General features: G+C 53.8%; 18 protein-coding genes and 1 pseudogene. 18 read left to right on the forward strand and 1 reads right to left on the reverse strand.

What is annotated here, in order from left to right; translation table 11 throughout:
* The 7 genes and pseudogenes from BTJ39_RS24970 to BTJ39_RS22505 form a co-directional block, all read left to right on the forward strand.
* Positions 1-432, forward strand: a pseudogene (locus BTJ39_RS24970) (hypothetical protein); the annotation flags it as partial.
* Positions 429-668, forward strand: a complete 240-nt coding sequence (locus tag BTJ39_RS22475) for a hypothetical protein (RefSeq protein WP_078004953.1) — start codon at positions 429-431, stop codon at positions 666-668. The pseudogene BTJ39_RS24970 and the gene BTJ39_RS22475, both read left to right, overlap by 4 nt.
* Positions 661-1158, forward strand: coding sequence for a DUF551 domain-containing protein (locus BTJ39_RS22480; RefSeq protein ID WP_176110411.1), 498 nt, complete (start codon positions 661-663; stop codon positions 1156-1158). Before BTJ39_RS22475 ends, BTJ39_RS22480 begins: the two co-directional genes overlap by 8 nt.
* The gene (locus BTJ39_RS22485; protein ID WP_078004920.1) at positions 1148-1609 is read left to right on the forward strand and encodes an HNH endonuclease; all 462 of its coding nucleotides are present in this window, start codon (positions 1148-1150) and stop codon (positions 1607-1609) included. Before BTJ39_RS22480 ends, BTJ39_RS22485 begins: the two co-directional genes overlap by 11 nt.
* Before the next feature lie 133 nt (positions 1610-1742).
* On the forward strand, positions 1743-1970 hold the full coding sequence (locus BTJ39_RS22490; protein ID WP_078004921.1) for a DUF1187 family protein: 228 nt from the start codon (positions 1743-1745) through the stop codon (positions 1968-1970).
* Positions 1971-2243: 273 nt separating this feature from the next.
* Positions 2244-2501 (forward strand): excisionase family protein, encoded by a 258-nt coding sequence (locus BTJ39_RS22500; RefSeq protein WP_078004923.1) that lies wholly within the window; start codon positions 2244-2246, stop codon positions 2499-2501.
* Positions 2502-2535: 34 nt separating this feature from the next.
* A complete protein-coding gene (locus BTJ39_RS22505) occupies positions 2536-3813 on the forward strand; it encodes an Arm DNA-binding domain-containing protein (RefSeq protein ID WP_078004924.1) in 1278 nt (425 codons plus the stop codon).
* A 35-nt stretch (positions 3814-3848) separates the two neighbouring features.
* On the opposite strand, the gene fliE is transcribed toward BTJ39_RS22505, so the two are convergent.
* Positions 3849-4166: a flagellar hook-basal body complex protein FliE gene (fliE, locus tag BTJ39_RS22510; protein ID WP_078004925.1), complete on the reverse strand. Its 318-nt coding sequence runs from the start codon at positions 4164-4166 to the stop codon at positions 3849-3851.
* Between the two features lie 243 nt (positions 4167-4409).
* Between fliE and fliF the strand changes: the two genes are divergently transcribed.
* The 11 genes from fliF (at position 4410) to fliP (ending at position 14110) form a co-directional block, all read left to right on the forward strand.
* The gene (gene fliF, locus BTJ39_RS22515) at positions 4410-6134 is read left to right on the forward strand and encodes a flagellar basal-body MS-ring/collar protein FliF (protein ID WP_078004926.1); all 1725 of its coding nucleotides are present in this window, start codon (positions 4410-4412) and stop codon (positions 6132-6134) included.
* Positions 6131-7123: a flagellar motor switch protein FliG gene (fliG, locus tag BTJ39_RS22520; protein WP_078004927.1), complete on the forward strand. Its 993-nt coding sequence runs from the start codon at positions 6131-6133 to the stop codon at positions 7121-7123. Before fliF ends, fliG begins: the two co-directional genes overlap by 4 nt.
* Positions 7116-7817, forward strand: a complete 702-nt coding sequence (gene fliH, locus BTJ39_RS22525) for a flagellar assembly protein FliH (protein ID WP_078004928.1) — start codon at positions 7116-7118, stop codon at positions 7815-7817. Before fliG ends, fliH begins: the two co-directional genes overlap by 8 nt.
* Positions 7817-9178: a flagellar protein export ATPase FliI gene (gene fliI, locus BTJ39_RS22530; protein WP_078004929.1), complete on the forward strand. Its 1362-nt coding sequence runs from the start codon at positions 7817-7819 to the stop codon at positions 9176-9178. The genes fliH and fliI overlap by 1 nt, the downstream gene beginning before the upstream one ends.
* A gap of 25 nt (positions 9179-9203) precedes the next feature.
* The gene (gene fliJ / locus BTJ39_RS22535) at positions 9204-9647 is read left to right on the forward strand and encodes a flagellar export protein FliJ (protein WP_078004930.1); all 444 of its coding nucleotides are present in this window, start codon (positions 9204-9206) and stop codon (positions 9645-9647) included.
* Positions 9644-10930: a flagellar hook-length control protein FliK gene (locus BTJ39_RS22540; RefSeq protein ID WP_078004931.1), complete on the forward strand. Its 1287-nt coding sequence runs from the start codon at positions 9644-9646 to the stop codon at positions 10928-10930. The genes fliJ and BTJ39_RS22540 overlap by 4 nt, the downstream gene beginning before the upstream one ends.
* Before the next feature lie 146 nt (positions 10931-11076).
* Positions 11077-11565: a flagellar basal body-associated protein FliL gene (fliL, locus tag BTJ39_RS22545; protein ID WP_078004932.1), complete on the forward strand. Its 489-nt coding sequence runs from the start codon at positions 11077-11079 to the stop codon at positions 11563-11565.
* A 7-nt stretch (positions 11566-11572) separates the two neighbouring features.
* A complete protein-coding gene (fliM, locus tag BTJ39_RS22550) occupies positions 11573-12577 on the forward strand; it encodes a flagellar motor switch protein FliM (protein ID WP_078004933.1) in 1005 nt (334 codons plus the stop codon).
* Positions 12574-12972: a flagellar motor switch protein FliN gene (gene fliN, locus BTJ39_RS22555; RefSeq protein ID WP_078004934.1), complete on the forward strand. Its 399-nt coding sequence runs from the start codon at positions 12574-12576 to the stop codon at positions 12970-12972. Before fliM ends, fliN begins: the two co-directional genes overlap by 4 nt.
* Positions 12972-13379, forward strand: a complete 408-nt coding sequence (gene fliO / locus BTJ39_RS22560) for a flagellar biosynthetic protein FliO (RefSeq protein WP_078004935.1) — start codon at positions 12972-12974, stop codon at positions 13377-13379. The genes fliN and fliO overlap by 1 nt, the downstream gene beginning before the upstream one ends.
* Complete coding sequence (gene fliP / locus BTJ39_RS22565; protein ID WP_078004936.1) at positions 13376-14110, forward strand: flagellar type III secretion system pore protein FliP; 735 nt, start codon at positions 13376-13378, stop codon at positions 14108-14110. The genes fliO and fliP overlap by 4 nt, the downstream gene beginning before the upstream one ends.
* Positions 14111-14177: the final 67 nt, after the last annotated feature.

The raw sequence follows: 14177 nt of genomic DNA on the forward strand, positions 1-14177 counted from the left end.
CTCGAATTAATGGAAGAGGTATCCACCCTAAAATCCAATCATATCAAATCGAATATGCATATGGGGGAGACGATAAGGGAGCTTGAACAACGAGCCGAAACAGCAGAGAAAGAGCTGGCGGCGCTGCGGGAGCAGAAGCCGCGAGGCTGGTTAACGTGGCACGCAATCCCGCCAACAATGCAGGACCCTTTGCCGTGCGGGGAGTATCTGGAATTTCACGACGACAAACAAGAACGCACAAACGATGACGGTTCAGAGGCATGGCCGGTGTTCGACGCAGCGATGCCCGCCCTGGTTGCTGTGCCGGGTAAAAAAGAACGGCTTGAAAACTTAGTATGCACTGCTGAGATATATCTTCAAGGAAAGGTTGACGGGTTCAACGAGGCAGTTGACGAGGTGCTGCGCCTCAACAGCGGGAGTAAGTCTGAATGACTAATAAATCTGAGGAGTTATTCGCAAAAATTCAGGCACTGGCGACGGAATGCCATACAGCAGCCTGTTACATGGAATTAGGAGACGAGCGAATCGAGATGTTCGAGGTAGCGGAACAGCTTCGCAGGCTGACGCGGCGGGGGTATGCAGTGCAGGCTGGTCGGGCAATGAATCCACTGCTTATGTCTGCTGGTTTCGACTGGGAAGAAACCGACGAGGATGTTGATTATGACTGAACCAGAAAAAGCGGCGCTGGTTGAATACTGCAAAGAGGAAATTGCACATTTGGAAAGGTGTGTGGATATGTGGCCTGAATCTATTTTAATGAAAATGGATTTGCATCTTCGTCAAATCTCCCTCGCCTCGCTGACGGCTGAGCCTGTGGCGATTGTCGAACCGAGCGATTACGTAACATCCGCCCAAGTTGTTGGAGATGAACCTCTCAGTAAGGCTGTCAGGGAATTATTTGAAGGGGCATTTTACATGGGGCAAAAACTCTACGCCACCCCACCAGCGCCAACTCAGCAATGGATTAAGTGCAGCGAGCGGATGCCGGAAGATGGTGAGAAAGTTCTTGTGTTCCATCCTGGTGGTGGAGTTATGCAAATAAGTTTCTTCTTCGCATATGGCAAATGGTGGGACGCAGCGGAGGACGACGGTGGATTTGCTAAATCTTATTTCACCCACTGGATGAAATTGCCGGAGCCTCCAAATCATGAAAATTAATCTCACATTGGGTCAGGTTGCTATTGTTGATGAGTGTGATTACGAAATGTTGTCAAAAGTAAAATGGCACGCAACAAAAAGAAGGGATGGAAATGGATATTATGCAAAAAACTCCAAAGGAGAAAGAATGCACCAATATATCATGGAAGTTTCTGATGAGAGAATTGTTGATCATATAGATGGCAACGGGCTAAATAACACAAGAGCCAACCTACGAATAGGAAATCAGTCTCAAAACTGTGTTAATAGGAAAACCACTCCAGGCGTTAGGCTGCGGGGCGCAAGAAAGAAAAAAAATTTATGGCAGGCATATATAAAATACCGAGGAAGGCAAAAAAGTTTGGGATACTTCAATACAGAAGTTGAGGCCCACGAAGCATATTTGGCAGAAGCGATAAAGTTGCATGGATCATGGATGCCCCCGCCAGCGCCACCGGAGGGTAAATGCTAATCGGATACGTACTCCTAATCCTCGGCTCCACTCCCCTCCCCGTTACTGATGATATCTACACCCTGGCAGAATGCGAAAGCGTCAAAGCGCAGATTTTAGAGCGCCGTAGTGTGACGCTGGAGTGTTCTGAAGTATGGAGATAATTATGTACAAAATAACTGCAACGATTATTAAGCCAGGTGGTATGCCTGCTGAGTGGGTGCGATTTTCTAAAGAGAAGTTAACGAAGGGACAGTGTGAAAAATTGCTATTCAGAGCAAAGGAAGCAGGTAAATCATTTGGTGAGAAAATATCGCTGGATAATTTTAAATGCGTCAGGGAGAAACCAGGCGTAAGGCTGACCGATGAAGCCGGAGGATGAAAACGCTATAAACAGCGTAGCCCGCGCAGTCATTTCCGAATTAACCAGTAAGTCCAACCAATTAACCTACCGCCAGATACTCGACAAACACGCCACCAAAATAGCGCCTCTGATACCTGCAAAACATCGCGGGCGCGCCTGGCTGTGGCTGAACTGTGTCTGTCAGAACCTGGCATCAGGGAAATAACCAATGATAACCCTACCACACATTCTGATCGCCGCTGTCATGGTGGTGATCGTGACTGCCCTTTTTTCTAAATTATGAGGTGATATATGGATAACGTAGTACATCTTACACCCAGCAGGTGGGTGTCTGAACAAGTGTTAATTGCTGTGACCGGAATGCGCCCAGGCACAATAAAACGCGCTAGAGAAAAATCCTGGCTACAAGGACGGGAGTATCTTCTTATGTCACCGGAAGGTGTTCCGGGTTTCAACAGTCAGTGCATGTACAACCGAGAGGCCATCGATAAGTGGATCGAGGCGCAAGCTAAGAAGCAGCCAGATGCGGCGGAGCGCAAAAAAGCTTAACCTGATCGCCCTTTTCACTTAGTGAGGATCGCAAATGGCTGTCTATCCAAAAGGCGTAGAGAACCATGGAGGGTTTCTGCGCATCAGCTTCCAGTATCAGGGGGTGAGAGTGAGAGAGTCACTTGGTATACCCGATACTGTGAAGAATAGGAAATCCGCTGGAGAACTTCGTGCCAACGTGGTTTATGAAATCAAAACAGGATCATTCAATTATCAACGCTCGTTTCCCAACTCACAGAACCTGTCGAGATTCTGTGCAGTATCAGAGGAGCTGACTATAAAGCAAATGGCTAATCGCTGGTTGCAGGTAAAGGAAACGGAAATCAGCCGCAATACGCTGGCATCGTATAAAACGCGACTGAATACCTGCATCGGGATTATTGGTGGATACAGAATGATCCGCGCCATTAGAACAGAGGATGTACAGCGACTGAGAATGGAATTGCTAAAGGGAGATTATGTTTATGGTAGGGGTAGAAACATGCATCGCAAAGGTCGATCAGTAGCCTACGTTAACACCTGCATGTCTGACCTCTTTTCACTGTTCAAGTTTGCAAATGAAAATGGCTACGCTGACAGGAACGTTATCTCCACGTTGTCACCGCTTAAGAAAGATAAGCCTCAACCTGATCCGCTGACCCGAGATGAGTTCGCCAGGCTGATTGGAGCCTGCCAGACACGACAGATTAAAAACTTCTGGTCACTGGCGGTATACAGCGGCATGCGACACGGTGAGTTATGCGCACTCGGATGGGAAGATGTCGATCTCGTGAAAGGCACCATAACGGTTAAACGTAATCTGACCAATCAGGGAGACTTCACGCCACCAAAGACATCATCTGGCGTGAGAACCATATTTCTCATCGACGCCGCCGTGAAAATACTCAAAGATCAGCTTGAGCTAACACGCATGCGCGAATGCGTGAAAATTAAACTGCTATCACGCGAATACGGTAGAAGCAGTGAAGAGACGATAACCTTCGTATTCAATCCGAAGGTTAACGCAGCCAACAGAGCAAGCGACAACTTTTACACAATAGCTTCCATACCGCAGACATGGCGAGCAGCAGTTAAGAAATCAGGAATCACTTACCGAAAGCCGTATCAGTCACGTCACACATACGCATGCTGGTCACTATCTGCCGGAGCGAACCCCAACTTTATCGCCAGTCAGATGGGGCATGCAAACGCGCAGATGGTTTATCAGGTATACGGTTCCTGGATGAGCGAAAACGACGAAGCACAAAGGAGCATTTTGAACGAAAAACTCAACGAGTTTGTCCCATCCCTGCCCCATGCCAAAGTGTTATAAATCTAATATCTATATATATTAGACGGTTAGATTATTTAAACCTGCATATTCATGATATCGCTATAAGCGCTAACCATCTTATTACGCACCTGAATGCCCATCTGCATCGCAATAGATGACTTTTGCATATTAACCATCACGTCATTAAGCGCCACGCCGGGCTTGCCCATCTCAAAATCCTGAGACTGGGTTTTGGCGGTGTTCTGAATATCGCTGATTTTATCCAGCGCCAGCTTGAGCTGGCCGGAAAAATCAGAGCTCGCCGCCGCGTTTTCGTCTGCTTTTGTTCCTGCTGCCTGCAGTGCAGTCGTCTGCATCTGCTGCAATACGCTCTGAATGCCCTGAATTGCCATGTTTTACCCCTTTGATCGACAACGTTTTTTTTGGCTGTGATTAAAACTACCACATTGTCAATAAGACAAAGGCGCTAAATGAAAGCAAAAAACACAGCTTATCCAGCCATCGAATTTGCCTTTTATGAAAATAATGGCAGCTATCAAAGTTGGGTTACTTAACTTTAGCCAACGGTTCAGGGAGTCAGTTTTGTTACGACACTACATCCATCAATCCGGTCAGCTGTCAGGCAGGGCACAATCATGAATGCGACTGTCACACAGGATAAGCCAGAGAAAAAAGGTCTGAATGACCTTCTGGCAAAGCTGCGCGCTAACCCAAGGATCCCCATCCTGGTTGCCAGCGCTGCTGCCGTTGCCGTGGTTATCGCGCTGGTGCTCTGGGCTAAACAGCCGGACTTTCGCGTGCTTTATAATAATCTGTCGAATGAAGACGGCGGCGCGATTGTTACCCAACTGACGCAGATGAACGTCCCCTATCATCTTGATGAAAACACAGGGGCGATTATGGTACCGGCCGATAAAGTGCCGGAACTGCGCATGCGTCTGGCTCAGCAGGGGCTGCCGAAAGGCGGCGGCGTCGGCTTTGAACTGCTGGATAAAGAAAAGTTTGGTATCAGCCAGTTTAGCGAGCAGGTTAACTACCAGCGCGCACTGGAAGGTGAACTGGCCCGCACCATTGAAACCTTCGGCCCGGTAAAAAGCGCACGCGTTCACCTCGCGATGCCAAAACCAACGCTGTTCGTGCGTGAGCAAAAAAATCCGTCAGCCTCCGTTACCCTGACGCTGCAACCGGGACGCGCGCTGGATGACGGCCAGATCTCCGCCGTGGTGCATATGGTTTCCAGCAGCGTTGCCGGCCTGCCGCCGGGCAACGTCACCGTGGTTGATCAGACCGGTCGCCTGCTGACTAAATCAGATACCACCGGCCGCGATCTGAATGACGCGCAGCTGAAATATACTGCCGATGTTGAAGCTCGCTATCAGCAGCGCATTGAAAATATCCTTTCTCCGCTGATGGGCAGCGGCAACGTTCACGCCCAGGTCACCGCGCAGATCAATTTCGACGCCAGCGAACAGACCAGCGAACAGTACAAGCCAAATAACGATCCGGACGGTCAGTCTATACGTTCACGTCAGACTTCTGACAGCGAACAGATTGGCAGCCAGTATCCTGGCGGCGTGCCGGGCGCGCTGACTAACCAGCCAGCGCCGGCAAATACCGCGCCGATTACTACACCGAACAATAATGCGGCTAACGGCCAGAATCCGGCTAACCGCAATGGCAATAATGGTGCGGCAAATACTACCAGCACCACCAGCAATACCAGCAGCAATGCGCCGTCAAATACGCGTAAAGATGCCACCGTTAACTATGAGCTTGATCGCACCATCCGTCACACCAAGCTGAATGTCGGTGATGTGCAGCGCCTGTCAGTGGCGGTGGTTGTCAATTACCGCAACGATGCTGCCGGTAAGCCGGTTGCTCTGAGCGACGCCCAGATTAAGCAAATCGAAGATTTAAGCCGTGAAGCCATGGGCTACACCGCTGCTCGCGGCGATAGCCTGAACGTAGTTAACTCGCCGTTTAACCAGGTGGAAACCACCGGCGGCGACCTGCCGTTCTGGCAGCAGCAAGCCTTCATCGACCAGATGCTGGAAATCGGTCGCTGGTTACTGGTGCTGATTGTGGCCTGGATCCTGTATCGCAAGCTGGTTCGCCCGCAGCTGCGTCGCAAAGCAGAGCACGATCGCCTGGCCACCGAAGCTATCGCCATGCGCCAGAATGCCTCGGAAGATGATGATGCCGTCGCAGTTTCACTGTCGAAAGATGAACAGGATCGGGAACGTAAGTCTCAGAACCGCATGAGCGCCGAAATGATGAGCCAGCGTATCCGTGAAATGTCTGAGAACGACCCGCGCGTCGTGGCGTTGGTTATTCGTAACTGGATGAAGGACGAACAATGAGTCTCACCGGAACCCAAAAAAGCGCGGTCCTGATAATGACCATCGGCGAAGATCGCGCCGCCGAGGTGTTCAAACACCTTGGCCAGCGTGAAGTGCAGCAGTTAAGCGCCGCTATCTCTAATATGCCGCAGGTGTCGCATAAACAGCTGACCGAGGTACTGCGCGAGTTTGAAACGGATGCCGAGCAGTTTGCCGCCCTGAGCGTTAACTCCAGCGACTATCTGCGCTCTGTGCTGGTTAAAGCGCTGGGTGAAGAACGCGCCTCCAGCCTGCTGGAGGATATTCTCGAAACGCGGGAAACCACCACCGGGATGGAAACCCTCAACTTTATGGAACCGCAGTCCGCTGCCGACCTTATTCGCGACGAGCATCCACAGATTATCGCCACCATCATGGTGCATCTGAAGCGTGCGCAGGCGGCAGATATTCTGGCGCTGTTCGACGAGCGTCTGCGCCACGACGTCATGCTGCGTATTGCCACCTTCGGCGGCGTACAGCCAGCGGCGCTGGCGGAACTGACCGAGGTGCTCAACAACCTGCTGGATGGTCAGAACCTCAAGCGGGCGAAGATGGGCGGTATTCGTACTGCGGCCGAAATTATCAACCTGATGAAAAGCCAGCAGGAAGAAGCGGTTATGGATGCGGTTCGCGCCTTCGACGGCGAGCTGGCACAAAAAATTATCGACGAAATGTTCCTGTTCGAAAACCTGGTGGAAGTCGACGACCGCAGTATCCAGCGTTTGCTACAGGAAGTGGAATCCGAGTCGCTACTGATCGCCCTGAAAGGCGCCGAACAGCCGCTGCGCGAGAAATTCCTGCGCAACATGTCGCAGCGCGCGGCGGATATCCTGCGCGACGACCTGGCCAACCGTGGTCCGGTACGTATGTCTGCGGTAGAAAGCGAGCAAAAAGCGATTCTGCTAATCGTGCGCCGTCTGGCCGAAAGTGGCGAAATGGCAATTGGCGGCGGCGAGGAAACCTATGTCTGATAACAGCGCTCTGCCATGGAAACGCTGGCAGCCACAAGATTTATCGATGCTTGACCGCCCGGTGATTGAAGAGCTGCCGCTGCCGGTGTCGACTGAAGAAAACCAGCTGGCTGAAATCAACCAGCGCCAGCGCGATCTGGAGCAGATCCAGATGCAGGTGCGCAGTGAAGCACAGGGTATTGGCTACGCTGAAGGCCAGCAAAAAGGCTACGCCGAAGGCCAACAGGCTGGCTATGACGCCGGCTATCAGCAGGGTTTAGCCGAAGCGCAGCAGCAGCAGGCACCGCTACAGGCGCGTATGCAGCAGCTGGTTTCCGAGTTTCACCACACGCTGGAAGCACTGGACAGCGTTATCGCTTCGCGTCTGATGCAGCTGGCGCTGGAAGCCGCCCGCCAGGTGCTTGGTCAGCCGCCTCACGTAGATGGCACCGCCCTGCTGCGCCAGATTCAGAGTATGATCCAGCAGGAACCCATGTTCAGCGGCAAGCCTACGCTGCGGGTTCATCCCGATGATTTCCTGCGGGTGGAAAACAGCCTCGGCGCGACCCTGAGCCTGTACGGCTGGCGCCTGCTGGCCGATGGCACCATTCATCCCGGCGGCTGCAAAGTCAGCGCTGAAGACGGTGACCTTGACGCCAGCATCGCCACGCGCTGGCACGAACTTTGTCGCCTGGCGGCGCCGGGAGAACTCTGATGACTAGCCGTCTTGCAAGCTGGTTAGGCACGCTGGATGCGTTTGAACAGCGCATCGCCCAACTGCCCACAGTACGTCGCTACGGACGTCTGACGCGCGCGACCGGTTTGGTGCTGGAGGCCACCGGCCTGCAGCTGCCGCTCGGCGCCACCTGCGTGATTGAACGCAATGACGGTAAAAACGTCAGCGAAGTAGAAAGCGAAGTGGTCGGTTTTAACGGCCAGAAACTGTTTTTAATGCCGCTGGAAGAAGTCGAAGGCATTCTTCCGGGCGCCAGAGTCTATGCCCGCGTTAACAGCGACAATCCGCACAGCGGCAAACAGCTGCCGCTTGGTCCGGAACTGCTGGGCCGCGTGCTGGACGGCAGCGGTCGCCCGCTTGACGGCCTGCCGTCGCCGGATACCGGCTACCGCGCGCCGCTGATTACCCCGCCTTTCAACCCGCTGCAGCGCACGCCGATTACCGAGGTACTCGATACCGGCGTGCGGGCGATTAACGCGCTATTGACCGTGGGTCGCGGCCAGCGTATGGGCCTGTTTGCCGGCTCTGGCGTCGGTAAAAGCGTATTGCTGGGAATGATGGCGCGCTATACCAAAGCCGACGTTATCGTTGTCGGGCTGATCGGGGAGCGTGGTCGTGAAGTAAAAGACTTTATCGAAAATATCCTTGGCAGTGAAGGTCGCGCCCGCTCGGTGGTTATCGCCGCGCCCGCCGACGTGTCACCGCTGCTGCGTATGCAGGGCGCCGCCTATGCTACCCGCATCGCCGAAGATTTCCGCGATCGCGGCCAGCACGTGCTGCTGATTATGGATTCCCTGACCCGCTACGCCATGGCCCAGCGTGAAATCGCGCTGGCAATCGGCGAACCGCCGGCAACCAAAGGCTATCCACCATCGGTATTTGCCAAGCTGCCGGCCCTGGTAGAACGCGCAGGTAATGGTATTGACGGCGGCGGCTCTATCACCGCGTTTTATACCGTACTGACCGAAGGCGACGATCAGCAGGACCCTATCGCCGACTCGGCGCGCGCCATTCTTGACGGCCACGTGGTGCTGTCGCGCCGGTTAGCGGAATCAGGCCATTATCCGGCAATTGATATTGAAGCCTCGATCAGCCGCGTGATGACCCACCTGATCGATGATAAGCACTACGCGCAGGTACGCCAGTTTAAGCAGCTGCTGTCCAGCTACCAGCGTAACCGCGATCTGGTTAGCGTCGGCGCCTATGCCGCCGGCAGCGATCCGCAGCTCGACCAGGCAATCAAACTCTATCCGGAGATGGAGCGCTTCCTGCAACAGGGCATTTTCGAACGCAGCGCGTTTGACGACGCCAGTCTGCATCTCTCGGCACTGTTTGGCTAATGGCGAATCCGGCGAGGTATAAATCATGAAAAGCAACAGTACCATGGCCACCCTTTGCGATCTGGCGCAGCAGGAGCTTGATAAAGCGGCGCTGCAGCTGGGCGATGTACGCCGGGCGCGCCAGCAGGCTGAAGACCAGTTGACCATGCTGCTTAACTATCAGGACGAATACCGCATGCAGCTTAACGACGGTATGGTTGACGGCATGGCCAGCGATCGTTGGTATAACTACCACCAGTTTATTCAGACGCTGGAAAGAGCTATCGAACAGCATCGCGCCCAGCTAATGCAGTGGAATACGCGTCTGGATAAGGCGCTGGCCTGGTGGCGCGATAAGCAACAGCGCGTCCATGCTTACCAGACGCTACAGGCGCGCGCTGTCGCCAACGAACTGTTACAGGAAAACCGTCTCGATCAGAAACGGATGGATGAATTTGCCCAGCGGGCATTATTGAGGAAAAGCGAATGATTACAATGCCGATGGTAACCACCACCAGCAGCAGCAACACCAGCAGCACGGTAGTCAGCGGCGATACTGCAACCGCAGATCAGAGTCTGCTGGCGGCGGATGGCGCAGCGCAGGACCCTAATGCCGCTCCGGCATTTTTTCAAATGCTCGGTGATCGTCTGGTTTCACTGGTCAAAAACCAGAGCGCTGGCGGTAAATCTGCAGCGGCTCAGGCTGACGCAGCGCAAACCGCCGCCGACGCTAAAGACGCAGTCAACGCCGACCTCAATAAGCTTCTCGCGCAGTTGGATAAACCCGAAGCGCTGAGTACGCTGCTGCAAACTAAAGCCGCGACTGACAACGACAAAACATCGGCACAGACAGCTGACGCGCCGCAATCCGCCCTCAGCAGTAATGATATGCAGGCGCTGCAAGCGCTGTTTGCCATGCTGCCGCATAATGTCCAGCAGCCGGCAGAAACGCTAAATAAAAATGACGGCGACCTGGCCGACAGCATCGCCACAGGCGCGAAAGGCGGTAAATCAACCACGCTCAGCGCCCTGCTGTCCTCCGCCACGACTAAAGAGAGTGATAGCGGCGCGGTGAAAGCCGACAGCAAAGTAGGTTCCGACTTAGCCACTGGCGCCTCAGGTAAGTCAGCAGCGGTTAGCCCCCAGAGCGGCGAGGTGAAAAACGCCGCTTTTGAGCAGGTTTTAAACAGCGTTAAGGCTGCCGATAAAGAAAATTCAAGTTCCGGGCAAAATGCGACGATAAGTAATGCAGTGATGAGTGCTGCCAGCGCGACGCAGACACCGACGCAGACCACCCAGGTTACTGCACCGCCCACTGCCCAGCTCAGCGCCCAGCTCGGCAGTCAGGAATGGCAGCAGCATTTGGGTCAGCAGGTATTGATGTTCAGTCGCAACGGCCAGCACAGCGCCGAGCTCCATTTGCACCCCGAAGATCTGGGCAGCATCCAGATTAGTCTGCAACTGCACAATGACCAGGCTAACCTGAATATGGTATCGAGTCACAGCCAGGTTCGTGCCGCACTTGAGGCCGCTATTCCTCATCTGCGCCATGCCCTTGCAGAAAGCGGCATTAACCTTGGGCAAAGTAATGTAAGCAGCGATGCATTCCAGCAGGGCCAGTCTTTTGCGGGCCAGCAGGAGCAGCGCAATAATAATCGCGGTAACACATTTAGTCTGACGCAGGATAATGACAGCGATGCCGTAGCGATAGCCGTCCCGGCCTCCTTACAAAGTCGGGCTGGCGGCACCAGCGCTGTTGATATTTTCGCCTGATGGTCACAAACGCATAAGCTAACCGTAAAACCCGCGTCTTTTCTGCCTATTGTCTGACGCAGGACGCGGCATAATTTGCACTAAGAGCCATAAGGCTGCGGATTGGTTTACCGCCCTTGAAATAATCACAGGAAGTTATAGTAATTATGACTGATAAAGCTAAAGCCAAAGGCGGCAAACGTAAGATCCTGATTCCAGTGTTGATAATATTAACACTGGCCGCTTTGGGCGTGGCGGGTTATGCAGTCTGGCAATTAATGCACGGCGACGCTACCGATAAAGCGGCAGAAGTGAAAAAAGCCGAGCCGCCTCCGGCGCCGGTGTTTTTTGCCCTGGATACCTTCACAGTTAACCTGATAAATCCTGATAACGATCCCGATCGTGTGCTATACGTTGGTTTTACCCTGCGTTTGCCCGACGAAGAAACGCGCCGGCGCTTAAACGACTATTTACCGGAAGTGCGTAGCAGGCTGCTACTGCTGTTATCACGCCAGAACGCTTCTGCACTGGCTAACGAGCAGGGCAAACAGGAACTGGTTAAGCAGATCAAAGAGGTACTGGCTCCGCCGCTGGTGCCAGGACAACCTTCTCAGGTAGTGACCGACGTACTGTTCACAGCCTTTATTTTGCGGTGATTATTACATGGGCGACAGCATTCTTTCACAGGCGGAAATCGACGCGCTGCTCAATGGCGACAGCGACAGCGCGGCAGAAGAGCAGACTTCCAGGACGGGTGATAATGACATCCGTCCCTACGATCCTAACACCCAGCGACGCGTGGTGCGTGAGCGCCTGCAAACGCTGGAGCTGATTAATGAACGCTTTGCGCGCTCATATCGTATGGCGCTGTTTAACCTGCTGCGTCGCAGCCCGGATATTACCGTTGGCGCAATTAAGATCCAGCCGTACCATGAGTTTGCCCGCAACCTGCCGGTGCCGACCAACCTTAACCTGATCCATCTTAAGCCGCTGCGCGGCACCGCACTGATCGTGTTTTCACCCAGCCTGGTTTTCGTGGCGGTTGATAACCTGTTTGGCGGTGACGGACGCTTTCCGACCAAAGTGGAAGGCCGCGAGTTTACCCATACCGAACAGCGCGTCATTCGCCGCATGCTAAAACTGGCGCTGGAAGGCTACAGTGACGCGTGGAAGCCTATTTATCCGCTGGATATCGAGTACGTACGTTCAGAAATGCAGGTGAAGTTTACCAATATCACCACTTCACCGAACGATATCGTGGTTAACACCACCTTTCAGGTAGAGATCGGCAACCTGATGGGTGAATTCACTATCTGTATTCCCTTCTCGATGATCGAGCCGCTGCGGGAAACGCTGGTGAATCCGCCCCTGGCAAACTCACGTCAGGAAGATGAAAGCTGGCGCAGCACGCTGGTGAAGCAGGTTCAGCACTCTGAACTGGAGTTAATCGCCAATTTTGCCGAGGTTTCTATGCGCTTATCGCGCATTCTCGAACTCAAACCTGGTGATATTCTGCCAATCGAAAAGCCAGATCGCATCATCGCGCATGTTGATGGCGTGCCGGTAATGACCAGCCAGTATGGCACTTTAAACGGTCAGTACGCGCTGCGCGTGGAGCATCTGATTAACCCGATTTTACATTCGCTGAACGAGGAACAGCCCAAATGAGTGACAGCAAAAAGCCGTCCGACGACATCTCTGCGGACGACCTGTGGGCTGACGCACTGAACGAACAGGCGGCAGGCGCATCGTCTGAAGGCATATTCAAAACGCTGGAAAGCAGCGAAAGCTCGGGATCGATGCAGGATATCGACCTGATCATGGATATTCCGGTCAAAATGACCGTAGAACTGGGCCGCACTAAGATGACCATTAAAGAACTGCTGCGTCTGGCGCAGGGTTCGGTGGTCGCGCTGGACGGCCTTGCCGGCGAGCCGCTGGATATTCTGATTAACGGCTATCTGATAGCCCAGGGGGAAGTGGTGGTGGTCAATGATAAATACGGCGTGCGTATTACCGATATCATTACGCCATCTGAACGCATGCGTCGCCTGAGCCGCTAATGCCGTCAAATCAGACAATCACCAGCCACAGCGGCCAGCCGCTGATGCAGAATCAATCTATTTCTACCGGTTCGGTGCTGACCCAGGTCGGCGGTACCCTGGCGGCCATTTTACTGCTGATTCTGGCCTGCGGCTGGCTGGCAAAACGTTTCGGGTTGGCCAACCGTAAAACCGGCGGCCAGTCGTTGAATATCAGCGCCAGCTGCCAGCTGGGACAGCGAGAGCGCGTGGTGATCGTTGATGTTGAAGACGCCAGGCTGGTACTGGGCGTCACGCCGACGCAAATCACCCATCTGCACACGCTGCCGCCGAAAGCGGCGGATGAAAATCCTCAGCCAGCTGCGCCGCAGGCGGATTTCCGCCAGGCTTTGCAGACGCTGTTAAAACGCCCAGGTAAACCACAATGAAGCGTTATCTTCCGCTGATTAGCCTGCTGCTGTTGCTGGCTCCGCAGGCGCACGCCCAGCTGCCCGGTCTGTTAAGCCATCCGACGGCTAACGGCGGACAAAGCTGGTCGCTGCCGGTGCAGACGCTGGTGTTTATCACCTCACTGACCTTTTTACCGGCTATTTTGCTGATGATGACCAGCTTCACCCGCATCATCATCGTGTTTGGCTTATTGCGCAATGCCCTCGGCACGCCATCAGCGCCGCCCAACCAGGTGCTGCTCGGTCTGGCGCTGTTTCTGACCTTTTTTATTATGTCGCCGACCCTGGATAAAATTTATCAGGATGCTTACCTGCCTTTCAGCCAGGACAAGATGTCGATGGACGTCGCCCTGCAAAAAGGCGCGGAGCCGTTGCGCACCTTTATGTTGCGCCAGACCCGAGAGGCCGACCTGGCGCTGTTTGCCCGCCTGGCGAATACGCCGCCAATCGCCGGACCGGAGGCCGTGCCCATGCGCATACTGCTGCCGGCTTACGTTACCAGTGAATTAAAAACGGCTTTTCAGATTGGTTTTACCGTATTTATCCCCTTCCTGATCATCGACCTGGTGGTTGCCAGCGTGCTGATGGCGCTGGGGATGATGATGGTGCCGCCGGCGACGGTATCGCTACCGTTCAAGCTGATGCTGTTTGTATTGGTTGATGGCTGGCAGCTGCTGGTGGGGTCGCTGGCACAATCGTTTTATTCATAGTCGGCGCGTTGCAGCCGGAACCGATCCCGAACAGGACGTCAGGCGATCGACTTAATCATCCCTATTT

The organism is Izhakiella australiensis, from assembly GCF_002006995.1.
Taxonomy (GTDB): domain Bacteria; phylum Pseudomonadota; class Gammaproteobacteria; order Enterobacterales; family Enterobacteriaceae; genus Izhakiella; species Izhakiella australiensis.